This window comes from Lentibacillus halodurans (genome assembly GCF_900112045.1).
GTDB classification, from domain to species: Bacteria; Bacillota; Bacilli; order Bacillales; family Amphibacillaceae; genus Lentibacillus; species Lentibacillus halodurans.
This window is the reverse complement of record NZ_FOJW01000004.1, coordinates 68,875-92,486: the sequence shown is the minus strand read 5'-3', so window position 1 is coordinate 92,486 and position 23,612 is coordinate 68,875. Positions and strand designations below refer to the sequence as shown.

Genomic DNA, 23,612 nt, shown 5'->3' with positions numbered 1-23,612 from the left:
TGTCACGCAATTGGGTGGAGGGGTCGTGATTTCAGACTGGTGTCGCGCGAAATTAAGTGATGTCCACGCGAATTATTGTATGAATTAACCGAGGTCTGGCGATTTTACATGAAGTTGTTATGAAATGTTATCTATTCGACATCTGCTTTATCGCAAATAATTATGAAACATTCATTTTTAAATCCAAAATCCCACTGTGGCTGCAGCCAGCCCAACAGCAATCGATGCCACCACATAAAGGCCAGCTGTTTTATACTGATCTGATTGCAATAACGTCACTGTTTCATGTCCAAAAGTTGAAAAGGTTGTAAAAGAACCACAAAATCCTGCTCCCAACAAGAGCCATAGGGCATCATTCATATCATTTGCCAGATGAAAGTCAGCAAGCATTCCTAACAAAAAAGACCCGGCTATATTCACAATCCAAGTACCTGCAGGAAAGGCACGAGTCTTATGCTTCATCCATTCAGCAATCAAATATCTGGAAGCTGCCCCCAATGAACCGCCCAGTCCAATCAGCCAGATCATGCGGGTCCACCTGCCTTACCAGGGGAAACAGCCAACAAATAACCAGTATATACCAATAATAATCCCCCTATTGTACTGGCTAAAATATAAAAGATGCCATAAAACAACAGCCCTGCTTGAAATAGTTGAATCGTCTCCATTGAAAATGTCGAAAAAGTCGTAAACGATCCTATGAATCCAGTTCCTATTAATAATGAAATCTCTGACCGCACATCCCCCCGCCTGCTGACAAACGTAAGAAACCATCCGAGAAGCAAACATCCAGCTAAATTGATCAATAAGGTATTCAGCGGAAATCCATTTGTATAAATCCATTCTCCAAGTGTGAACCTTGCTATCGCACCACAAAAGCCACCCGCCATCACCAGCAGCATACGCATGAACTTCACCTTCCTTTTACATTGCGTGATCCTTCCTTATCATACCATATGGAAGTGTTCTCACTTATATGGACACGGTCATATATCCATTTTGGTATCAGTGTTTTCACGCTCAGCCATGTTAACAAATTCATCCTCCACTGTTCGAGCCCGGCCTGCACCGAAACCGACAATGGCCATCAGTACCGTCACAACAAGCACTGTTATCAGTGGTACTTCCCAGCCTGTTGTAAGGTCATTCAGATAACCAATAAAGATCGGCCCCAGTGCAGCAAGAAAATAACCGAGTGCCTGAGCCATGCCAGATAATTCCGCAGCCTGCTGTGCATCACCTGCCCGCATACCCAAAAAGGCGAGCGACAATGGAAAAAGTCCGCCGGTGGCTATACCAAGTAATGTAACACTTGTGATCATCATAAAACTGGATTGTCCAAGCAGCAGCCCAGCTGTACCAGTAAAGGCCAGCAAGCAGATACCAACCGTCAGGCTACTTTGTGATTTAAGTTTTCCGGCAACGACCGGCAGTAAACTGGCCGGCAAACCGATAAATTGTGCGTAAGACAGCATCCAGCCCGCTGTTTGGCTACTTGTACCATAATCCTGCAGAATCACAGGCAGCCACGCTATAACCACATAATACAAGAATGCCTGCAATCCAAGAAATGCAGCCACTTCCCAGGCAAGACGCGATTTCCACATCCGTACGTCACTGGCTGTTACATAATGAACGCTTACATCATTTGCGGATCGCCGCTGTTTGACAAAATAAACCCAGATCACAATCCCAGCTATCGCAGGCAACGCCCAAACAGCCAGAGATATTTTCCAGCCCAGTCCAGCTGCATCGGCAAGAGGGACACTGACACCAGATGCCAATGAAGCCATAAGCCCCATAGCTATCGAATAGACACTTGTCATCAGTGGAATTCGATTCGGGAATCTTTCTTTAATGACACCTGGCAATAGAACATTGGAAACAGCGATCCCCAGTCCAATCAGCAATGTTCCGCCAAAGAGGTAGACTGCTGCGGGAATCAAACGTACAAATAGCCCTGTTAAAAGAACAGCCATACCGGCAATTAGCACCACTTCATTTGAATACTTTCTGCCAAGTTTCGGTGCAACCGGCGACATCACGGCAAACGCCACCAGCGGCAAACTGGTCAATATCCCAATGCTCCAACTGTCAAGCCCCAAGTCATCCCCGATCACATTGGCCAATGGACCGACAGACGTAATGGCCGCACGCAGATTAAAGGCAATGACAATGATTCCAGCAATCAACAGGAACTGATTATATCTTTTTAAGTTTTCGAACTGATAGATACCCATCAATCAAGATGCTCCTTCCGCCTGCAAGATACCTGCCTGACTATGTAACAAGAATTCGCATCTGATATCTTACTATTCCATATATACGGTCAACTCCAACAAAAAAGGAACCCCTGCCCTTAATAGAAGTCATAAGGAAAAAGGTTCATCCTGGTACATTTAAACATCGTCCTTCCGGTAAAGTCAACTGAGGATACACTGATTTGACTCATATTTCCGGTTCGTCACGACCAGGTCTTTCTGCAGATTCGGATCTATTGTCGCAACCCCAACCGGACATACGGTCATGATATCTGCTATGTTCATAACACTGGTCCCTGCCATTTATAAAAAGTCTATAAAAGTAGGATGTGTCATTGTCTGAAAAATATCCAGGAATGGAGAACTATGAATAATCACAGAATTCTCCCGGAAATAAAACACAGGAAGGATTTTCCTCACTGCTGCTTGTTTAGACGTGGCATAGCTCGTTTCATTGGCAAACAACCCCTTAATTTTATCATGTTCAAAGTTGTATAGCTTTCCATTATGTCAACACTTATGTTCCGATTAACTCAAACCACTCAAGGTCATAGATATCTTTTGAATACGTCAATCCCGTTTGTGCGATTGATTGAAGCTGTTTAGCCCATTCAAGCCATTTCGGTTCCAATCGTCTCACCACCAATCATTCCGCATCATTTTGTATAAATCGAAAATACACAGCCTTCCTTTTTATCCACGTCGTCACGTTTTTGTCATAAAAAGCATCCATCATTATATACCCCTGGCAATCGGCCAAAAATCCTCTTTTAAGGATGGCCAGAAGTTTTTATTTTATATTTTAATGAAATGAGGTATAATACATATAGATAGGAAATACGTTAATAAAGACCGAATGGTGCTCCAACACCAAACGGCCTAATGTGCAATAGCCCTTCAAGGGGGCGGCTCACATTGGTGAAAATAACCACCCTGAATGCTTACCAGGCTCTTACAGGGTGGTTATTTCTTTTCCGACAGCATCGCAGCCACAAGTGTTGCGAACGTAATCATTAAGATTAATGATTCGAAAACTGTCATAGGCATCACCCCCTCTCATAAAAAAGGTGAAAAGGGAGTGAGCCACCACCCATGAAAGCCTTATTACACTTGACTTTATTATAACAGAATTCTAGGGATCAATGGGGAATAATAGATATACAGCTGAACAATACAATGCCATCCTTGTATACAAACAGATTGTTTGCATCGCTTGTAAGCAAGAGCTAAAAGCCATCCTCTATTTCACCTCTCATTGTCAACTCCAAATCACCAAACGATCTCTAACCTATCAAAGTCCCGTGCTGATCCATGATACGTTATATCAATCTTTTCAATCATTCATAATCCTTATCTCTGACTGTGCCAAGCTTTTTCCGGTCTTGATTCCGGATAGCCGTTTATTCTGCGAAAATCTTTCCGTTCGTCCGTAAAATCAAACCATTGCTTCGTGGAGCCGGGATGATTGGCATGATGAATGACACATCTGATTTGATCCTCAACACACCGATCAACCCAATACCCTAGATCGCTTTCCAGCTGATTCAGTAATACAGCGCCATCTTTGTCTTTTAATTCATTGAGACTATAATAACCAAGGTTCTCAACAAGTGTATCAGCAAATTTATGGCCGATAGATGGGATCTTCTGAAAAGTTGCTAAAGCCTTGATATAGCGTGTGCGCTTCTTAGGTGTCTTTAAAACGTGGGCCAATTCCGGTGTTTCCAGCTCGTGGATGTCGCTTAATTTGATCTTAGCCTCTCGTAAATTCGCTCTTTCATCCACTGACAATGGCAGCTTCGGATTTTTATTTGGCATCCTCTTCACCTATTTTCTCAATGATTTTTTTAGTGATAATATCCAAGGATAATAAACCATCAATTATAAAGTCAGAATTAGGTTTTACTTTTTCGTCCATAACCAAGTAAGCCGACCTGCCTTGAGCTAAATAAGCTTCTAACTCCTCATGAACTCTTTCATTTGCTGTTTCCCTAAAATCTCTCAGTAACCTTCTTGCCATAGCAATGTCTAACGGTGTATCAATGTAAAAGGCGACATTAATTAAGTCACTAACATCATGATGTAAATAAGCAAATGGATAATCTAACAGTATATAATTAAGCGATTTAGCATCAAGCAGTAACTCGATATCCTTAACGAACGGTGTAAGGTCCCAGTCATTATAATCTGCCCCATTGTCAGCCCACTTGCCGAGATCATCTAAGAACGCCCTTGAATTCATAGTCATCAAAATATAAAGCCCTTGCACCGTCTAATCTATTAAGCAAACAGTTAGTTACTGATGTTTTACCTACGCCGGAAACAGCTGCAATTGATACAATCAAAGGGTCTTTCATAAGTATAAGCCTCATTTCGCTTATGCCGTTAACTTAGCTTTACTTTTTATCTTCCCTTTTGTCGCTGCTATATAGATAGCAAGAACCAAGGTTAAAAGCAATGTAAAATGGAAAATAACATGAATTGTATTTGGCGTTATTCCATTCATCTCCGGCAGAAAAGCATGGGTATTGCCAAACATGATATGGTAGCTTTCTGCCATTTCCTGTGAAGCGCCAAAGAAATAAGGAAGCCACCAGGAAGCTATTGCGCCATATAATATACTGGCCAAATGAATGACAAGCCATAGCCTGGCCCATATCGGGTATCTTTTTCCAATATAAATCAGTGTAATTGTCATTAAAATGAGGAACTGACCGGCGTTGATCAAAATTGATTGAATTAATTCGCCTGTTGTCTTTTCTGAACTGATGGCATCTACATCATTTAACGATCCGAGCGAAACCCAATCATGCATTAACATAAATAGCAAAATCAGTGCTAACCCTAAGACAAACAGCTTCTCGGACATATGGATTTCTCTTTTCATTCTTCGCCTCCTTTATATTTCATCCGTATTCAAAACGTTATTCAGGAAACAAATACGTAGCAGCTAATACGGATCTCACTGTAAGCACCCAGACAATAATTCCTTCCCACGGAAAACCAAACAATCATTCGATTGTTTGTACCAAAACAATGAACAGCAACAATCATGGTTATTTTTGTTTCATCCAAAAAGCCCCCTTGCAGAATCCATTTTCAACACAGCATTTATACCAATTTATACATATAGTACTCATTAGCGGGGCTTCCGTCTATCATCAACGAGTGAACCTTTTCACCTTCAACCCGAAACCCCATTTTTTCATAGAGGTTAATCGCTTTTACATTATCTTTGATCACCGTCAGTTCCAGCCTAGAAATACCAGTTTCTTCAGCCCATTCAAACACGTATTTGATTAGTTTTGTCGCTATCCCCCGCCCATGAAATGCGTCATGAACGCCTAGTGCAAGATACGCTGAGTGCTGATCCCGTTTCATTTTACCCCCAAATACTGCTATAAAACCGGCAAGACTTTTATCCAGTTCAGCTACAAAAAGGGCGGACCGCTCCTCAAATGAAATCCTTTCAATCGCCTGTTTTTGCTGCTCGACAGTTGTTTTTCTTTCGCCAGGCTCATGTAACATGAATCCGGACTCATCAATTCGCCTATTCAACTCAAGAAATTCTTCCGCATCATTTATTTCAATTGGTCTAATGATCATCTTCATGCCCTCCCCTTTACAAGCGTCTTCACTTGTACCCTATTCTTTAACGTTTCCCTCAGGCGTCAGTTCCTCTGGTCGAACAAGCTCGACCTCAGCACCGTCACTGGCCTGTTGCGTTGATGAATCGCTATCATTTTCAACTGACTGATCGTTATTTTCTTTTAGCTCTTCTGATTTAAGTGGTGTCGAAAACTGAAACCCGTAATCATGCACGCCACTCAGTTCGGCAATAGCAATCGGATAGGTAAGCGCCTGTATGTTAATACTGCCTTCTTCCGGTTCAGTCACATGATGTGTCACTTCAACTGTTCCCGATCCCGCCTTAGACTCCGGTGAAACAACTTTGGCGAGCTGTATTTTCTCTATCTCAACATGGTATCCGCCGGTTGACTTTTGACCCAGCATGATGATCACATACGTTTTCCCGTTCACATGAAAAACCTTTTTCGCTTCCTCAGACCTGTTTTTTTCAATCCACTTTCTGACCCTTTCCGGTCCTTCATCTATATCAATCGTCTTAAATGACAGATCCGTTCTTTCCCTTACAATTGGTCCTTCTCCAGTCATTGTGTTATCCTCCATTGTTCCTGACCCGCAGCCAGTTAATAAAAGGCTCGGCAACATGATTAGCATAAAAGCGAACAAAACTTTCCGCTTCATAATCGGATACCCCTTTCAGCTATACTACTAATTCTAGCTGACCCCTGTGAATCCTTTAAAATTAACGTTATTTTAATACAAAATTACATTTATTTTACGTATACGCTATGTAGCATATACATTAACAGCCTTGCCAGATAATGTAATCCTCCTGTCAAAATGCATTCCAATCTTTTTTGCGACAAGTTCAGACACAGTATTCCCGGATTGTATCAATGCAATCAATCGCTGTATGTCAAGTTGCTGGATGCCATAATTTCTAAGTCCTAATGCCGCCTCAGCTGCATAACCTTGCCCCCAATATTTGCGGGCTATCCAATAGCCTATTTCAATTTCCTCCTTCCCATCTATCGTCTGTGGGACAAGACCAGCATGCCCTATCGGAATACGGTCTTTCTTATCAATAAGCAGTCTCAATCCCATGTTGGAACCATATTCATATGTATTGTAAATCCAATGCAAAAATTTTTCCGCTTCACTTCGATTTTTCGTCTGTCCATCGCCAATAAATCTGACCACCTCCCGATCTGCCAGCAGGGACATGAGAAAACTAAAATCATCATCCTGATATGAACGGAACAGTAATCTTTCTGTACTGCGTATCATCTTATTTTCTCCTTTTCAAATCACTTCAAATCGATTGCCAATTTGTTTTCATCAATACGAGCAGGGTGTTTATTTTCTAAAACAAAAGATGGGGTTATATTTAATTGAATGACCGTCGCTAGAGTACAGTACATTTTCTTTTTCATCCCATTTTACCCTAATGCTACAGCGGCCCCTGCCATATGACTGACTGGTGGTTTAAAAGAAATGATCCCAAAGGCTGGATAACGGCTGATCTCCTAGATATGGGTAGGTCATGAAGGCAGTTTCCGTGAGTTCCTTCAGTTGTTTTCGCCCTAAATGTTTGAAGTTCATTATTTCCAAAAGTCTTAGTTCATCAGTTGTGTATTATCATCACTGTCACCCATTAATATTACTGTTGTCCTATTGTCTCTATTCCCATTCCTAGTAAAATGAATAGTAACACTATTTGATAGCGCATACAATCTATTAATCTTTAAGGAGTGATATTTGATGTGAGGTTCCTGACTAGATGGACTCAAATCGCCAACCCAATTGATTACAAAGGAGAGATTGATTTTGCGAAAATTGATTGCGACCATTGCCGTCTTTGTCCTATTGTTTTCCATTATGCAAACAGGAACCGCTGCTGCTCTTCCGAATAAGGGCGGAAACGGTTCCGGCTTTGACAAAAAAATCACCGAACGATTCAATTCCGATCTGGCCATGGAACATATCTCCCACCTGAGTGAAGACATTGGTCCCCGGGTAGCAGGTACAGAGGAGGAATTGGTAGCAGCCGAATATATACAACAGGAATTGCAGGCTTATGGCTACGAAACGGAAACGGAAACATTTGGTATCGCTGACCGTTTGGAAGGGGATCTAACAACTTCCCTCAATGAAGAGGAACTTGCCCTCCGCATTGCAACAGGATCTGCAAGTACACAGGGAGAGAATGTCACAGGAAAAATTGTTGATGCTGGTGTCGGTCTGCCTGATGACTTTCCTGATGAGACAGAGGGAAATATTGCGCTCATTGAGCGCGGTGAAATGAGCTTCTGGGAAAAAACCGAAAATGCCATTAATGCTGGCGCGGCAGGCGTGATTATTTATGATAACGCAGAAGATCTGGTTCCACCTACCCCAAGTCTGGGAGACAATGAATCATCCATTCCAGTCGTGGCCATCACCATGGAGGACGGACAAAAACTTATGGAAGAAATAGCCAATGAGGAAGTCCGCACAACACTCAGCATCACAGAAATCAGTGACCAGCAATCCCAAAATATCGTTGCTGTTAAAGAGCCAAAAGGAAAACCAGTCAATGATGATGATATTGTCTATGTCACCGCACACTATGACAGTGTTCCTTATTCACCCGGCGCAAGTGACAATGCATCAGGGACAAGTGTCGCGCTAGAACTGGCAAGAATTATGGAGCCATTCCCAACGGATAAAGAAGTTCGTTTTGTCTTCTTTGGTGCAGAAGAAATTGGTTTGGTCGGATCCAGCGAATATGTCAGCGGCCTTTCTGCACAAGATGTGGATAATAGTCTGGCAGCTTTCAATATGGATATGGTCGGAACCGGCTGGGATCAGGCTTCAGCATTATACGTGAATGTCACGGACGGCGCACCGAACACGGTATGGCAGGCGGCTGAAGCGGCCGGTGAAAGACTTGAAAATGATAGCCTTATTCTATACGAGAGAGGGGCTTCGGATCATGTATCTTTCTATGAAGCCGGGATCGATGCAGCTAATTTCATTCTAAGAGATCCTGAAACTGCCTCATTGGAACCATGGTATCATACCCCTTTTGATACGATAGACAAAATCAGCCCGGAGCGGATCCAGACAAACGGAGAGCTGATTGGTGCTGCTGTCTATGACACAGTACGGCAGGATGTACCGCGGGGCAAGCCGAAAAGCACTAAAAACACACCTGCTCCAGACGCCAGCGATTATCTGCTGAATGAAGAACCTGTACTAACAGAATAATTGGTGTGGTGTTATGAAAGGCTGTCAGGAATCCCTGACAGCCTTATTTTATAGCATTTGTGCATATGAAAGAACACTTCCGGGGCAACCTCAAAATGCCCCTGTATGAAGCATATGGATCATCTGAAAATTTGATTAATCCGATCAATTTCAGACTGTGTCAATTCAATATCTAATGTTTTTAGATTATTTTTTACCTGGTCTATATTTTTGGCACCTGGAATAATGGAATCAATACTATCACGTGTCAAATACCAGGCCAGCACGACATGCGCAACTTCTTCATTTTTGCTCTCTGCCACAGCCCGTAATTTATTTATTTTTTGCAGGTTTTCTTTAAACAGTTCCCCTTGAAAAAGCGGGTTGTCTGCACGTAAGTCATTAAATGTTGCACCTTCACTATATTTACCGGTCAGCAGACCAGAGGCAAGTGGGAAATATGGGACAAATGAAATGTTGTTTTCCGCTGTATAAGGAAGTAAATCGCTTTCCGCCTGACGCTTCAAAAGGTTATATTCTGATTGAAGTACATCTACATAGCCATCCTGATTGGCATCTTCAAGCTGTTTAATTGAAAAGTTCGACACACCAATGCTTCGAACCTTTCCCTGATCCTTTAATTCTTTTAATGCACCGACAGCTTCTGCTTTTGGTGTGTTTTCGTCAGGGAAATGGATGTAAAACAAATCAATATAATCAGTCTGCAAACGTTTCAGAGCACTGTCAACCGATTCCTTTAAAAACGTCGGCGAATTATCCAATGTTGTCTTACCATTAACGGTCCTATGGGCTGCTTTTGTAGCAATAATCAGTTCTTCTCGTTTTCCACTTTCTTTGACGACTTCCCCAACGAGTTCTTCTGAACGCTTCGGCCCATAAATAAACGCCGTATCGATAAAATTAACGCCACTTTTGATTGCCTGGCGGACAACATCTTTCCCTTGTTCTTCATCGAGATTTGGATAAATATTATGACCACCAACTGCATTCGTACCTAAACCAATCGGATTGACGTATAAATCAGATTGACCAAGTTTAACCGGATTATTCATTGTCACTTCCTCCCCTTTCGGAAATGTAAATTCTTAATATACCTCATTTTTTTCATCTTATCAAAGACAAGCGTTACTAAAAATTTTAATGCTCTGGCATTTCACACGGCCGTATATTTCCCACTCATGAAAATTCTCCTCCAATAGCCATTTCTTTGATATAATGATAGCATGAATGTTTGTGGACATCATTTCTCGAATGGAGTTCTGCAAAATTCCAGGGAAGGTGGAGTGCAAGGGTTTATGAGCAGGCTATATCACGACGATTAAGGGAATATCCTGTAATAAACCGAATGAGCCTGCCCATTCTTTATTGACCAACAATCGCTATTAACAATTCATTCGAGTATCCCGATCCACCAATTCCCGGATTGACTCTATGACCGGATCAAAAGATGCATGTTCCTTCCCGTATGCCAGATTAAAATGATAGTCAAAATCGGATGGATTGACACCTTGGTTATGCTGGATGATGGTTTCTATTTTATCGAGTGCCTTGACCATCCTGGCTTCTTTTGTCTGGCCTTCATTGTATTCCGCCCATAATGCCATCCACCGACACTGGGCGGATTCTGAAAGCGATTCGGTTATTTTGATAAATGCCTCTTTTTCTGTCTGCAGTTTATTGTCATGATCCACTTGTACCTTAGCGGAAACATCTCCCGTATAGGCTTCACCAAGATCGTGCAACAAAGCCATTTTGAGGACTCTGTTAAAATTGATATCCTGAAAATAGTCTTCCAAAGCCATCATGAACATAGCCAGCCGCCACGAATGCTCTGCGGTGCTTTCCCTTCTCCTCTCGCTTGTCCATGCCGTCCGTTCAGTATCTTTTAAACGTTCGATTTCTTGAATAAATGAAATGATATTCGCATACTCTTCCATCCAACCACACATCTCCCTCTGGTGTATGGGCAATTTGCACCTAAACTTTACTTAAAAATCCCCAATTGCCCCATCAAATCCACACCATCCGAACTCACCCAATATTCCTGGATCTTTCCGTCTTCTATCAGAAATAGATCCATCCCATAAAAGGATATCTTTTTTCCCGACTCCGCTTGAGCACCCGGCATGTTTCCATCGTAAATCCCCGTGAACTTCCAGCGTGCTGATACATAATTGCCATCTGTAATGGGGCCTACTTCCAAGTCCATTTTCACATCAGTAAAAAAAGCTTTGCCGTCCGTTATAATTCCCTTTAATGCTTCAGGACCTATTTGTTCGTATGAATATTTCCCATCCGTTCTTGCCTGGTGTACCGTACAATCAGCTGTCGCAATCTCATCAAGTAACGAGACATCCTCATTCCATGCCTTTACCCACTGATGGTAGATTTCCTTTGAATCATTAACTGACATTTTGACACCTCCTGAAAACAATTCATGTTCATTTAAAAATCAAGAGAAAATGATCATACGTCTTCTCCTGATTATACATGTGTTGAGCTTAAAAATCATATCCTTATATGGGAGTTGCAATGCTTTCTGTCTTGAATATACGACTTGTCATCAATTACCGCTCTGCGAAACCGCCTTGACCTGCAATGCGGTTTCCGTCACTTTTCCCGCCTGAATGTCCAATGATTTGGCAGCTCCTCTACCCGTTCCATGGTCAACCTGGGCAACATAGTGACCATCCGGTAAATCTGTTATCCCAAAGAACCCATTGCCGTCCGTTTCAGTTTGATAAACGTTCCCTTTAGACCCGCGAAGCAGTACTTGGCCATTATCTACTGGATGACCTTCCTGATCGGTAAGATAGCCCATCAGATAGCCTTTTTCAGGGGTTGTTTTCCAAGGCATATCCGGTACCTCGGCAGGTTCAGAAAAGACAGGGTCGCCGTATTCACTATCCTGTGATAACGCCTGATAGAATGTGTCATTAGCAATTCCGCCGTTATTGGTAGAGGCATAGCTGTAGAGCGCAGTGCCGGCAAGACTGTTTCCTTCAGCAGATGGCTGTAATGCCCGCCCAATTTGTGCGAGTGATCCTTCGATTGTATTGAAGTAAATGCCAGGTCCTGCAGCGATTTGTCGATCGTACTGATGATTTTTCTCCCATTCAATCCATAAATCATACCACGCTTTTTGAATCGGTACATGTTCTCTATCATAATTCATGGGTATCGCCAGGTCGATAATGCCTTCCTCGAGCCACCCGTTCCAATCCTGCAGCACTGTACTGTATGGTTCTGATTGCTTATACTCTTCCATTGATTCCGGTCCTTTCCCCCAAGCAATAGTGGCTGCCGATACTTTAACGTCCGGGTCTTCTGCAATGGAACGCAGATAGACTTGCCGCAACAGGTTGGTGACCTGATCACGCCGCCAGTCTTTCCACTGCGGGTCTTCCGGTTCAGGTACTTCCGCCGCTCCCGTTTGCGTCAAATAGCGGTCAATACTTGTCGGATTATATCCCCACGAAGGATCCGTGTACCGAACCAGATCCAAGTGAATGCCATCAACATTATACTGCTGGACGACATGGACATATTGATCCGCCGTATAATCTGCCGCATCGGGATGACCCGGGTCCAGCATATAATCTGCTCCGGAACGATTATCACCATTCACATTTTCTGTCAGCCAATAATCCTTGTCGCTAGCAGATGGACCATGCTGGTTGAAGACATGCTGTTCAGACTCAGGTGGAAATAAAGAATTCCAGATTGGCAAGGTTGTCAGCCATGCATGAACTTCGATACCCTTCCCGTGTGCTTGTTCAATGAGATTTGCGAGCGCATCAAAATTAGGCTGCAGACGAGGGTCTTCCGTTCGTGGTTCGAGCGCCTTGTTAAAGTAAGCATCTCCCCTGCGCCTCACCTGCACGATTACCGCATTGGCGTTGGCCTCTTGTACATCCTGAACAAGGTTGTCCACCTGATCAGGCGTTTTAATCCCATCATGAAAAGCATCAACTCAAAAGGCACGAATCGCTTCCGGCTTTTCCTGCTCTTCAGCCTGTCCTATCGTCGGGAATAAAGACAAAGCCATTAAAACAGCCATTAGTAAGGCAAGCCATCTCTTCACAACTATCCCTCTCCTCTATTCGAATTTATTTTATTATACTAAAATTTCTGCTAATTTTAATGAGGAGAAAGATAGATTTATAGAAATACTGCAGAGAAGATGTACATCGTTTAGTGAAGAATTTATAGTATGATACCTAAAAGCATAAATGGATTTTTTTTCATTTATTCTATGGATTTATTTACGCCAGTACATCCTGTCAGCACCATCAAAGCTAATCAACAATAGCCATAACCCTTTTCGAAATGGACTCACTGACCGCATCCTTTCTTTGATCATAAGTCATTCCTGCTCAGACACACTATCCGCTTGTTCATGATAAGCCTCGACCAGTTTATCCCGCCTGACATATAACGTAATGATTAGAACAGATTCACTGACAACAAGCAGCGCGCCTCCGAGTGCCAAACCGCCGAAAAAGAGCGCTTCATCAATTCCAAAAGCGTAAAGAAACCAGCCAAACATCGAACACGCTCCGAGGAATAGATTAATAACACTCGCGATAAACGTTTGTGAACCAAACCAGCCGGTCCATTCAATCATTTTCCAGCCATACAGGTAACTGACGGCCAAAGCAATGATCATACATAAAACAAACATGATAATAGCTAAACTACTGATTCCTTCCAACGTCATGCTACATGCACACCTGCCATTTTGCTTGATTTTATTTAGAATATAGGAAAAACTTCATGTCTTTTCCTATTTCCGTATCATATAATTATACCAGATTTGCTGTACCGATATGACAGCCAGCACGGCGATTACAGTACCCTTAACATCCGCAGAGAAGAGTGCGATAAATGAAGCATGATTCATACTTCAATAGGTGGCCAGCAGTGCACCAACAGCACCGCTGTATTCACCATTCTCCAAAAATAATGGCGTTTTTCCAATCATACGGGTGTATTTTTCGATAATCTGCTGCAAAAGCGGATTGGAACGGAAGGATGAACCGATATAAACGATGGTATCAGCGTCATATTGCACCGCCAATTGGCTGCTGATCGTCACAATCACTTCACCGACGAGACCAATAATGGACGCCAAAATATCCGGATCGGAAGGTGGCTGCTCCACCAGGATTTCTGTTTTTCCAAAATTGCTTGCAGTCAGATCACCGGAAATCGGCGGCACCGATCCATCAAAGATATCCTTCACTTTTAAATCTACGTTTTCCCGGTTGCCTTCACTTGCTGCCTGAATTATTTTTTCATAATCTTGCATATCAGTTGCTAAAAAGCCAATCCCCAACAGCGTTCCACCGCCAACACCGGACCCGCCAACCCGCTCTTGCTTACCATCATGGACATAGTGAATCGATGTACCGGTGCCAACATTGACAAATAGAAAATCATTGCCCAATGGATGGTTTAGCTGATCTGCCAAATATGTCATACCTTGTGTGGTCGCATCAAATTCTAGGACCGTTTTAGCCGGTACATTCAGCTTTTCTGCCAGCGCGTGGCTTTTTCCGCCTGTAACACATATGGCAGGGTTCTCGAAATGATCTGTTAGCCATGATGCCGCACGGTCAATATCTCGTGACCGGAATGACCGGTAATATAGTGCGTCATTTTCCACATAAGCTATTTTGAGGAGTGTCCCCCCGGCATCAATGCCTATTTTTGTTTGATTCACGACTTGCCCCTCCTTAAAGCATGACTGCAGCATTTTTTATCAGCGAAATTTACAATCAGCAGCCTTTTTAAAATGTCAGCAATCCAAGCCCCTGAGAATCTATGACAACATAAACAACTGTTAACAAAAATATCAGTTGAAAGATTGTATATAAGTAATCATTTGTTCCCTTTTTGTACTTCCATTCTATAAACGCACGAAAAACTTCACCAATAGCTGTTATGATAATAGGTGCCCATAAAAGAATAATAGGGGATTGTGGCATGAATAGAAGAATCGGAATGATTACAATGACCGAAACGGTCCTGAAGAACATATCCCCTTTTTTGTGCAACCCATTCACATGAACATTTGAAAAGGCCTTCCTCCGCTTAACGTTCAGCACCTTCCGCATCATGAAATTAAAAATAGAAATCGTAAGCATCATAAAGGCTATCAAACCTAATAACTTTATCCAAAAATCCATTCCTAGCCCAACATGATCCACAAAACGTCACCTCTGCTGAAAATATCTAAGTTTATGTAAAACGGATCTCCAGCTGATACAGTAAATTTCATTTCATCGGTCTCTCAATCATTCCCTGCAGCAGCTGTTCTGATAAATCGCTTTCTGCCACCCACTCATCAAAATGAATATCAAGCACCTGATCACTTTGCGCAATGGAAGTCAAAATCCTGCCATTCTTATAACCATATGAAAAGGTATGCAGTGTTCCGAATAAAGCATCATAATCCATATAAAAAAGCGGTGATTCTTTATCGCGGAAATGGTCAAACACTTCCTCCTGTGTCAGCTTTTTTTCATTCATCGTTTGTATATAAGTATGCCGGTCAACGGAGTTATCGATAACCGGTCTGTTCTTATGCTGAAGTGATTGGGCCTGAAAATGGTTGGTACAGGTTAAAAAAGATCGGTCTTCACGGACAACAACATGTTCAGGGCTCGCTTCGACAACGGCTGTCTGACCAGCTCTATCTCCCATGGAAAAATTATAACATCCAGCATGCGGCATTTCCTTCAGCATATCAATTGCTTCTGAAACAATTGAGCATGTATCAAGTACCATCCGGATCGCTGTCCATGCTGAAATACCTCTCGTATAGCCGCTATTGCTCACAAAATGCAGCCCAACCACAAGTCCCCGCTCATTCACACCATCATGCCTGCCTACTACCTGCAGATTGTAACCGGCTGTTGCAAAAGCTGCTTGCGGCTGGATCAGGCTGAAATAACCATCATAGAGTTCGGGCGTGAAATCATAATTTCGCACATAATAATCATCCGTCAGCATGGCTGAACAGCCCAACGCTTCATGTTTAGGGACATCGCAGCCGCTGAATAACGCAGCAGCCTTTGCTCGTGAAACCTGCAGCCCATCAGCCAGTCCTTCCAGCTCATCCAGCAAATGCGGTGCAAATGTCCGGTAAATTTCTTCCATATTACTTGTATCAATTGCCGGATGAGTAATCTTTTCAAATCTCTGGGGAATACGGGTGCCAAACAGCTGCTTTCCCAGATTCAGCCCTATTTGATACGAATTTCCTCGATGCTGGAATATATTCACATTAAAATCAGACATATCAACTCTCCTATAAAATATGACATTAGATTATTTCGACAAAATGATTAGAAATTCCTTTATTTCATACGGGGAAACGGTCTAATGTGTTCATTTGTCCGATAAAAAATTTCTGGAATTTTCAGGTCACTCGAGCATTAAACATTCACCGTTTTGCTCTATATATCACCGGATGTAATACGCTTTAAAAACATTCCATCAGCCGATAAATGTCTGCCTCTTTAAGAAGCTTTTTTATGTTTCTGCTTTACCCGTTTAGATGTCACTTAAGATATTCTACTAGGACTAAAATGATTTTAAATTTTATGAAATTGTAGAAAAACTGCCACTGAACGTCTCTGAGCTTCACTGCGTTTCACTGAATGATCTAAATGCTTATGATACACTGTGAGTGGGTTTGGCGACTACGAAACAATTCTGATACTATTTTAATTGTTCAAAAAATGATGACAAGGAGGCCTTTATATGGGTGATAACAAAATGGCAATCGTCGACACGGACATTCATGAACGTGCTCAATACAGTGATATTGTTGATAGACTGGATGAACCTTTCAGACATTACATTGAAAACTGCCACTGGATGCAGGAAAAACACATGCCTTATACGCAGCCAACCGTTGCGGGAGTTGACCGGGCTGATGCAGTACTTTTGGATGGCCGGCCTGCAGGATCAGACTTAGAATTTATGCGGGAACAGCTGCTGGACGATATCGGTCATGATATTGGTATTTTGACAGGAGCGCTGGACCCATCTCCTTCCTCAATGCATGGCTGGTATGAAATGGCGACAGCACTGGCATCGGCTTATAATGACTGGCAGATTGAAAATTGGCTGGAACGGGATAAACGGTTATATGGCTCTGTTCATATCGCCGCCCAGGACCGTGACGAAGCGATTAAGGAGATTGAGCGCGTCGGCTCTCATCCTAAAATGATTCAGGTGTTACTGCCGATAGATGACATTATGTGGGGCGATCCGTACTATCACCCTATATTTGAAGCCGCTGAAGAGCACAATTTAATGATTGGTATGCACCACAACGAGCCACCTGTCTATTACGGCAAATGGCCACGCTATTTTATCGAGTGGCACACATTGATTCCGACAGCACACATGAAGCAAATTACCAGCATGATGTTCAATGGTGTGTTCGAGAAGTTCCCAAATCTAGGCCTCATGATGATTGAAGGTGGCTATACCTTTATCCCGCATCTGATGTGGAAGATGGATCAGCAATATCGGGATTTGCGTCATGAAGTCCCATGGCTGACAAGAAAGCCAAGCGAGATTATGAAAGATCAGGTTCGTTTCACAACACAGCCTGCAGAGGAGCTAACGAAACAGGAATTCTACTCATTGATTGAGCAGATGGGTACGGATGAAATGCTCTGTTTCTCAACCGATTATCCACACTGGGATTATGATTCACCTCATAGAGCGTTACCACGTGTGGATGAAACGCTTAAGCATAAGATATTCGCTGAAAACGCCAGGAACTTTTATTCGAAACTGCCGAAAGCGGAGGATAAATAGTATGAAAGAGCAAATTGTATGTCAAACATCCGATATAGAACCAGGCCACATGATGAAAACCACCTTTGGAAAACAGACGATATTGGTGTGCCGCACACCAGATGGGGAATTCTATGCGTTTTTGAATCAATGTATCCATCAGGGGGCTCCCCTCGATAAAGGGATGATGTGCGGAGCGACGACTGCTCATAGTAAGCCGGGGGATTACGATTATTGTCATCACGGTGAGATTATTCGCTGCCCCTGGCATGGCAGAGAATTTGATATCAAAAACGACGGACGGATGCTTGCCAGCCCAGATAAAAAGATTCCGAGCTTCAATGTGCGTATAGAAGATGAAAGTATCATTGTTTATAAATAACGATGGAGCGAATAAGAAGTGATAACGTGAACGACACTGAACAAATCGCCGGTATCATCGCGATTTCCGATTCTGCCCGGGGCATATCGCCACTATTGCCGCTATAATGATTGGTTATTAAATTAAAATGCTAGCCTGGTTTGATTTTTATAGAAGCTTGCGTAAAATAGAGGTAGTTTAAAAAAAGGATGATCATCATGACAACCGTACATACCGATATAACCCAATTCCGCGGCAGCCACTATGACTTTGGATGTGCCCAGGGGCTGTTCATTCAAGATTCACCTGTCCTCCGAAATCGTCAGGCTAATTGGCGTGTTCGAAAGCCGCGTTTCGAAATTGATGAACAGGATGCCAAAAACGCCTTTATACGATTTGCCCCGGGCATTTGGGATGAGCTCCTGGGTCTGCGTGACGCACTCAATATGCCGATGAATGATGTGCTGCGCGATTTCGGACACTACCGGGTAAATGCCAAACCAAGCGGCTGCTCGATTTTGACAGGATCGGATTTCATGGTCCGCAATTATGACTATCACCCGCTGACTTATGACGGGCGATACAGCTTTTTTCAGCCGACCGATCAGGGCTATGCCATCATCGGGCCTGCATCGCGGATTACCGGACGTATGGATGGCATGAACGAAAAAGGACTGGTCATGGGCTATAACTTCATGCAGCGGCGGAAACCTGGTGATGGCTTTGTCTGCTACATGATCGGCCGGATGATTCTGGAAACGTGTGCAACCGTTCACGATGCCATCATGCTACTGAAAGAAATCCCCCATCGCGGATCGTTTAGTTATGTTGTGTTAGACCGGAACGAAGATACATATGTGATTGAAGCATCACCACGTTCAGTTGAAACGCGCAAATCAAATATCTGCACGAATCATTTTGAAATCTTGCAGCATGAAAACCGTCATCATTTGGATGATTCCTATAGACGGATGGACCGAATCAAAGAAAAAAACTCCCATTCAGTCAATGCTCATGATGCTTTCCGCCTGCTGAACGATACGGATAAAGGCGTATTTTCCAAGTTGTATAAAAGCTGGGCAGGCACGATTCATACGACCGCCTATTTTCCAAAGAGCTTGAAAGCATGGTTTGCCCTGGGCGGCGACCAGGAACCGGTCGAATTTGATTTTAGCAGCTGGCTTAAGGGTGAGAAAATCACAGCAGAACCGATTTATGGTGAACTCGATACCCATCTTGGCCTGGCGAATATGGAATAACTGCCAAAAAAGAAAGGACTCTATAACTACAATCGAAACTTAGCCCAAAAAGGTGGCATGGTACAAAAAATTTTTGGGATTTTATGCCCGCTTCTAGCTTTGGAATACGAGATGCCCACCTGTTTAAGGGTTGCCCTCGTGCGGGTTTGGCGTGTTGTCGCGCAACATGATGAACGGCGCGCGAGTTTGAGTTCTCGCGACTTATCATCAAGTACGGGATTCACAAACAATGATCATTTTCTTTTCAATGTGCCTCATCTCTCGTCACATTTTCCAATTCTCCGCGATCGATAAAAAACGAAAAAACACCAAAAGCATCAAGGCTCTTGGTGTCATATTTGCACTACAGATTTTTCAGGGATTCGGCAATCGTCTTATCGCCTGAAATCAGGTCAAAAGCTCGTTTATACGTGTTTTCTTCTGGCAGAGCAGCTACAACTGTGCTTGCTACGTCCTGTCGTGGTACAGCGCCCCGTTCTTCCATATTTTCGGATATGTTAACCTTGCCTGTACCTGGCTCGTTTAAAAGACCGCCCGGGCGTACAATGGTGTAATTCAGGTTGCTTGCCTGAAGCATTCTATCAGCATAATGTTTCGCAACATAATAATGCCTGATTTTTTCGTTCCAATTTTCACGATTGTTGGCCTGCAGGGCACTTACCATCACATAGCGGTCTACACCTGCTTCCTCTGCCGCTTCGATTGTTTTAACGGCCCCATCAAGGTCAACCAGCAGCGTCTTATCGGGACCAGTTTTGCCGCCTGATCCCGCCGTGAAAACTACCGCTTCACATCCTTTTGCTGCTTTAACGATTGACTTTTTATTACCTTCCAGATTTGCGATGACCGCATCAATGCCTTTTTTCTTCAGTTCTTCCGCCTGTTCTTCTTTCCGGACCATTGCTCTTACTGTATGTTCATCACTGCTTTGCAATTGTTTAACAACATGTTGTCCAATCTGACCATTTGCGCCGACGACCAATACTTTCATACAGTCCACTCCTTTAATATGGTTTTGTCCGGTGTAAACGTCCGTAAGACGCCCACCAAAAATACGAAGCAAACAATTATATTTAGTTGGGGGACAACGGACGCTAACATCCCGAGATTCGTAACCTAATCCATCGGTGGGGAAAAGGGCGCCCCACTTGATGAAGTTTCACTTTATCACATACGAATATTATTCCAAACTGGCTTTATAATGACAACTATGCTGTTTGAAAGCATTGGAATGTTTCTTTCTTCATCATACCATTGGGGTATCTGTTAGACGCAATCATTCAGCACGCGGCTCGCTTTCAAAATCGACTTTTCGGTGGGTTCCGTCACAAAATGGCTTATTGGACGATTGGCCGCAGCGGCATAGCGAAAACGTTTTTCTTGTTTCAAATACATTCCCGTCTGCGTCCACCATTTCCACATTGCCTTTCACACGATAAGGCCCATTATCATTGACCTTGATTTGTGCTTTTTCACTCATGATTATTCCCCCTGACACGGATATTTCTAATAGTATATTCAACATTGGAACCGCCAAACCCTTTTTACAACGAATATTTTATACTTTGGGATAAACAATAGAAAACAAAGATACTTTTCTGGAGGAATCGATTAATGACAAATGAATCCAATATAAAATTGACGTCTGCTGAACTGTCGCAAATATGGACATCCTATCAAAATGACACGGCATCTATCTGTATCTTGAAATATTTTTTGAATATAGTTGAAGACCCGGATATAAGTGCCCTTTTAGAGCGCGCTTTACATTTGTCCCAGACACATATCGAAAAACTGACAGATATCTTTAACGAGGAAAATTACCCGATACCAGTCGGTTTTTCAGAAAATAAGGAATTAAACATCGAAGCACCAAGACTCTTTTCCGACCAATACTTGCTGCATTTCATGTATCAGATGTCTGAAATATCCCTTAATGCTTATAGTGTTGCAAAGTCGCTGGCTGTAAGATCAGATATTGACACTTACTTTTCCGGGTGCCTGACAGAAGCAGGAGAATTGAACACGATGGCAAAACAAATTTTACTTTCTAAAGGGCTTTTTGTCCGCTCACCTTTTATTCCTTATCCTGAGAAAGCTGACTTTGTCCAAAAACAATCCTTTCTCACGGGCTGGTTTGGTGAAAGGAGGCCGCTGCTGTCATTGGAAATCACCAACCTGTTTGCCAATTTCCAGCGTAATGCGTTAGGAAGTGCAACATTAGTGGGTTTCAGTCAAGTTACCCAGAACAAAAAGATTGGGAAATTTTTTGTAAGAGGGAAGGAAATCGCTGACAAACATAATGAAATATTCGGATCCATTTTAAGTGAAGATGATTTGCCTGTTCCGATGACGTCCGGCTCATTTGCAACCAAATCCAACGTGCCTCCTTTTTCAGACAAGCTGATGCTGTATATTGTGACATCGCTGATTGGCCTGAGTATCGGGTATTACGGGACAAGTATTTCGACGAGTGTCAGACGTGATTTAACCCTGCATTATGACCGGATTATCCATGAAATCCTGAAATATTCAGAAGATGGTGCGAACCTGCTCATTGATCATGGCTGGATGGAGGAACCGCCCCGTGCAAGTGACCGGGATGAACTGGCGAATAAATAGATGAAACTTCATTCAATGTGGGCTTACAAGTCCATTGCATGTAAAATAAAATCCCCGATGCAATAATCGGGGATCTGCTTTATTTTTTCTTCATCTTCATATGGTGACCCTTAAAGAATTTAAGCTGCTTATCTTCAAACGGGTACAACTTCTGTTCCTTTGCTTCTTCGGCATGTTGTGTCATGATTTCATCGAAAAGTGTATCAGTATCCTTGTCTTTGGTATCCATCCCTAAAGCATCGGATGTTTGGAAGATTTTCTTTTCATGAATGGCTTTTCGCAGTTCTCTTAAGTCCTTTGCCTCTGTCGTGATGCCTAGTGTATCTGCTTCATTTTTTATCGACTTTTCCATAACTGCCTGTTTCAGTTTTTCTGCATTTTTTCCCGTTGAATCGATCCCGAGTTCTTCCGCTTTTTGCTTTAGCATCGCTTCATAGACTTCTTCCGCCAGCATCTGAGGATCTTTTCCTTTTTGTTCAATGTCCAGTTCTTCCGCCTTTTCCTTCACCTCAGCATGGTGAACTTCTTTAGCAAGTTCTTTAACATCTTTGCCTTCTGTTTCAATTCCGTTTTCTTTTGCTGCTTGTTTAATTTTGCTCCCAGCTACCTCTTTGTGTAATTGCTCCTTGTCCTTACCTTCTGTTTCAATACCTAATTCCTTTGCCTCAAGCTCCAGGAAAATTTGTTGATAAGTATCTTTTTTGGCCTCCTTTGTTTGTCTTTCACTTTGCAAATCCTCTGCAAATCCTTTATAAAAGGCAGATGCTGAAGGGAGACTCAACGTAAACATCAGTGATAAGGCTAATGTAGTCAGCAAACCTTTCATCATAGTTCTCATCCTTCCTGTACTTTAATTGACGACATGTTTTAGTATGACCAGAAAGGATAAAACCATGAAAAGTTATGACCGTTTTTTTAACCAATCCGCAAATGAGAACAGATCGGGAAAATCCATATCCGCATCAACCTTATCCTGCTCACGGCCTCCGATAAGAACTGTTTTTGTACCTGCTTTTTTTCCTGCAGCTATATCCGGCTCCCGGTCACCAGCCATGTAGCTTTGATCAAGATCAACGTTATGTTTTTCGGCGAGATCCAGAATCATTTGCGGCTTCGGCTTGCGGCAAGGACAATCAACATGCGGTTTGTGCGGGCAATAAGCAATATCATCAATGACTGCACCGAACGCCGCCAAATCAGCTTTCATTTTGTTATGTATGTCTGCCAGAGCCTCTTCCCGCATAAACCTGAGGCCGATCCCGCCCTGATTCGTCACCACAAAAACGTTAAAGCCCATGTTGTTGAATAGTTTAATCGCTTCCCCGACACCATTCAACAGGTGAAAATCACTGGGCCTGTTAACGAATTTGACCCGGTGACTGAGTACTTCGTTGATGACACCATCACGATCGAGAAACATCCCTTTGTTCATGCCAGCACTCCTTCATTGGT

General features: G+C 42.8%; 29 protein-coding genes. 5 read left to right on the top strand and 24 right to left on the bottom strand.

Annotation, left to right across the window (positions count from 1 at the left end; translation table 11 throughout):
- Positions 1–177 precede the first annotated feature (177 nt).
- The 12 genes from crcB (BM195_RS06160) to BM195_RS06115 all read right to left on the bottom strand — a co-directional run bounded on the left by crcB (BM195_RS06160) (position 178) and on the right by BM195_RS06115 (position 7,136).
- The gene (gene crcB, locus BM195_RS06160) at positions 178–528 is read right to left on the bottom strand and encodes a fluoride efflux transporter CrcB (protein WP_090235226.1); all 351 of its coding nucleotides are present in this window, start codon (positions 526–528) and stop codon (positions 178–180) included.
- Positions 525–908, bottom strand: coding sequence for a fluoride efflux transporter CrcB (crcB, locus tag BM195_RS06155; protein ID WP_090235222.1), 384 nt, complete (start codon positions 906–908; stop codon positions 525–527). Before crcB (BM195_RS06155) ends, crcB (BM195_RS06160) begins: the two co-directional genes overlap by 4 nt.
- Before the next feature lie 78 nt (positions 909–986).
- Positions 987–2,240 (bottom strand): CynX/NimT family MFS transporter, encoded by a 1,254-nt coding sequence (locus BM195_RS06150; protein WP_090235218.1) that lies wholly within the window; start codon positions 2,238–2,240, stop codon positions 987–989.
- 183 nt (positions 2,241–2,423) lie between these two features.
- Positions 2,424–2,546 carry a hypothetical protein gene (locus tag BM195_RS18805; RefSeq protein ID WP_280141242.1) on the bottom strand — a complete coding sequence of 41 codons (123 nt, stop codon included), beginning with the start codon at positions 2,544–2,546 and terminating at the stop codon, positions 2,424–2,426.
- Positions 2,547–2,778: 232 nt separating this feature from the next.
- The gene (locus tag BM195_RS19100; protein WP_425283893.1) at positions 2,779–2,892 is read right to left on the bottom strand and encodes an NUDIX hydrolase N-terminal domain-containing protein; all 114 of its coding nucleotides are present in this window, start codon (positions 2,890–2,892) and stop codon (positions 2,779–2,781) included.
- Between the two features lie 332 nt (positions 2,893–3,224).
- Positions 3,225–3,302, bottom strand: a complete 78-nt coding sequence (locus BM195_RS19095) for a putative holin-like toxin (RefSeq protein ID WP_425283895.1) — start codon at positions 3,300–3,302, stop codon at positions 3,225–3,227.
- A gap of 309 nt (positions 3,303–3,611) precedes the next feature.
- A complete protein-coding gene (locus BM195_RS06140; protein ID WP_090235213.1) occupies positions 3,612–4,079 on the bottom strand; it encodes a helix-hairpin-helix domain-containing protein in 468 nt (155 codons plus the stop codon).
- Entirely contained in the window at positions 4,069–4,512 is a 444-nt protein-coding gene (locus tag BM195_RS06135) for a nucleoside/nucleotide kinase family protein (protein ID WP_244535684.1), read from the bottom strand. Before BM195_RS06135 ends, BM195_RS06140 begins: the two co-directional genes overlap by 11 nt.
- 126 nt (positions 4,513–4,638) lie before the next feature.
- Positions 4,639–5,148, bottom strand: coding sequence for a hypothetical protein (locus BM195_RS06130; protein ID WP_090235210.1), 510 nt, complete (start codon positions 5,146–5,148; stop codon positions 4,639–4,641).
- Between the two features lie 224 nt (positions 5,149–5,372).
- The gene (locus BM195_RS06125) at positions 5,373–5,867 is read right to left on the bottom strand and encodes a GNAT family N-acetyltransferase (RefSeq protein ID WP_090235208.1); all 495 of its coding nucleotides are present in this window, start codon (positions 5,865–5,867) and stop codon (positions 5,373–5,375) included.
- A gap of 39 nt (positions 5,868–5,906) precedes the next feature.
- Positions 5,907–6,530: a protease complex subunit PrcB family protein gene (locus BM195_RS06120; RefSeq protein ID WP_090235206.1), complete on the bottom strand. Its 624-nt coding sequence runs from the start codon at positions 6,528–6,530 to the stop codon at positions 5,907–5,909.
- A gap of 105 nt (positions 6,531–6,635) precedes the next feature.
- A complete protein-coding gene (locus BM195_RS06115; RefSeq protein WP_244535683.1) occupies positions 6,636–7,136 on the bottom strand; it encodes a GNAT family N-acetyltransferase in 501 nt (166 codons plus the stop codon).
- Between the two features lie 540 nt (positions 7,137–7,676).
- Here BM195_RS06115 and BM195_RS06110 point away from each other — a divergent pair.
- Positions 7,677–9,098 (top strand): M28 family peptidase, encoded by a 1,422-nt coding sequence (locus tag BM195_RS06110; protein WP_090235203.1) that lies wholly within the window; start codon positions 7,677–7,679, stop codon positions 9,096–9,098.
- A gap of 119 nt (positions 9,099–9,217) precedes the next feature.
- Here BM195_RS06110 and BM195_RS06105 read toward each other — a convergent pair whose 3' ends face one another.
- From BM195_RS06105 to BM195_RS06070, 8 genes are all read right to left on the bottom strand, one after another.
- Positions 9,218–10,150 (bottom strand): aldo/keto reductase, encoded by a 933-nt coding sequence (locus BM195_RS06105; protein ID WP_090235200.1) that lies wholly within the window; start codon positions 10,148–10,150, stop codon positions 9,218–9,220.
- Between the two features lie 330 nt (positions 10,151–10,480).
- A complete protein-coding gene (locus tag BM195_RS06100; protein ID WP_090235198.1) occupies positions 10,481–11,035 on the bottom strand; it encodes an HD domain-containing protein in 555 nt (184 codons plus the stop codon).
- A 47-nt stretch (positions 11,036–11,082) separates the two neighbouring features.
- Entirely contained in the window at positions 11,083–11,511 is a 429-nt protein-coding gene (locus tag BM195_RS06095; protein ID WP_090235196.1) for an ester cyclase, read from the bottom strand.
- 150 nt (positions 11,512–11,661) lie between these two features.
- Positions 11,662–13,032 carry a family 10 glycosylhydrolase gene (locus tag BM195_RS06090; RefSeq protein ID WP_090235193.1) on the bottom strand — a complete coding sequence of 457 codons (1,371 nt, stop codon included), beginning with the start codon at positions 13,030–13,032 and terminating at the stop codon, positions 11,662–11,664.
- 432 nt (positions 13,033–13,464) lie between these two features.
- Positions 13,465–13,818, bottom strand: a complete 354-nt coding sequence (locus BM195_RS06085) for a hypothetical protein (RefSeq protein WP_090235188.1) — start codon at positions 13,816–13,818, stop codon at positions 13,465–13,467.
- A gap of 186 nt (positions 13,819–14,004) precedes the next feature.
- Complete coding sequence (gene coaW / locus BM195_RS06080; protein ID WP_170848168.1) at positions 14,005–14,823, bottom strand: type II pantothenate kinase; 819 nt, start codon at positions 14,821–14,823, stop codon at positions 14,005–14,007.
- A gap of 67 nt (positions 14,824–14,890) precedes the next feature.
- Positions 14,891–15,247, bottom strand: coding sequence for a DUF4181 domain-containing protein (locus BM195_RS19090; RefSeq protein ID WP_425283894.1), 357 nt, complete (start codon positions 15,245–15,247; stop codon positions 14,891–14,893).
- A 130-nt stretch (positions 15,248–15,377) separates the two neighbouring features.
- A complete protein-coding gene (locus BM195_RS06070) occupies positions 15,378–16,403 on the bottom strand; it encodes a C45 family autoproteolytic acyltransferase/hydrolase (RefSeq protein ID WP_090235180.1) in 1,026 nt (341 codons plus the stop codon).
- A gap of 465 nt (positions 16,404–16,868) precedes the next feature.
- Here BM195_RS06070 and BM195_RS06065 point away from each other — a divergent pair, with 465 nt between their 5' ends.
- The 3 genes from BM195_RS06065 to BM195_RS06055 all read left to right on the top strand — a co-directional run bounded on the left by BM195_RS06065 (position 16,869) and on the right by BM195_RS06055 (position 19,538).
- Complete coding sequence (locus BM195_RS06065) at positions 16,869–17,939, top strand: amidohydrolase family protein (protein WP_090235176.1); 1,071 nt, start codon at positions 16,869–16,871, stop codon at positions 17,937–17,939.
- A gap of 1 nt (position 17,940) precedes the next feature.
- Positions 17,941–18,300, top strand: a complete 360-nt coding sequence (locus tag BM195_RS06060; protein ID WP_090235171.1) for a Rieske (2Fe-2S) protein — start codon at positions 17,941–17,943, stop codon at positions 18,298–18,300.
- Between the two features lie 197 nt (positions 18,301–18,497).
- Positions 18,498–19,538, top strand: a complete 1,041-nt coding sequence (locus BM195_RS06055; RefSeq protein WP_090235168.1) for a C45 family autoproteolytic acyltransferase/hydrolase — start codon at positions 18,498–18,500, stop codon at positions 19,536–19,538.
- A 343-nt stretch (positions 19,539–19,881) separates the two neighbouring features.
- Here the strand turns inward: BM195_RS06055 and BM195_RS06050 are convergent, their stop codons facing one another.
- The gene (locus BM195_RS06050) at positions 19,882–20,529 is read right to left on the bottom strand and encodes an SDR family oxidoreductase (protein ID WP_090235162.1); all 648 of its coding nucleotides are present in this window, start codon (positions 20,527–20,529) and stop codon (positions 19,882–19,884) included.
- Positions 20,530–20,814: 285 nt separating this feature from the next.
- The gene (locus BM195_RS06045) at positions 20,815–21,018 is read right to left on the bottom strand and encodes a CDGSH iron-sulfur domain-containing protein (protein ID WP_170848166.1); all 204 of its coding nucleotides are present in this window, start codon (positions 21,016–21,018) and stop codon (positions 20,815–20,817) included.
- Positions 21,019–21,152: 134 nt separating this feature from the next.
- Here BM195_RS06045 and BM195_RS06040 point away from each other — a divergent pair, with 134 nt between their 5' ends.
- A complete protein-coding gene (locus BM195_RS06040; protein WP_090235160.1) occupies positions 21,153–22,160 on the top strand; it encodes a DUF3231 family protein in 1,008 nt (335 codons plus the stop codon).
- 79 nt (positions 22,161–22,239) lie between these two features.
- Here the strand turns inward: BM195_RS06040 and BM195_RS06035 are convergent, their stop codons facing one another.
- Together BM195_RS06035 and BM195_RS06030 are read right to left on the bottom strand one after the other, a co-directional pair.
- A complete protein-coding gene (locus BM195_RS06035; protein ID WP_090235159.1) occupies positions 22,240–22,989 on the bottom strand; it encodes a hypothetical protein in 750 nt (249 codons plus the stop codon).
- Between the two features lie 72 nt (positions 22,990–23,061).
- The gene (locus BM195_RS06030) at positions 23,062–23,592 is read right to left on the bottom strand and encodes a D-glycero-alpha-D-manno-heptose-1,7-bisphosphate 7-phosphatase (protein ID WP_090235157.1); all 531 of its coding nucleotides are present in this window, start codon (positions 23,590–23,592) and stop codon (positions 23,062–23,064) included.
- Positions 23,593–23,612: the final 20 nt, after the last annotated feature.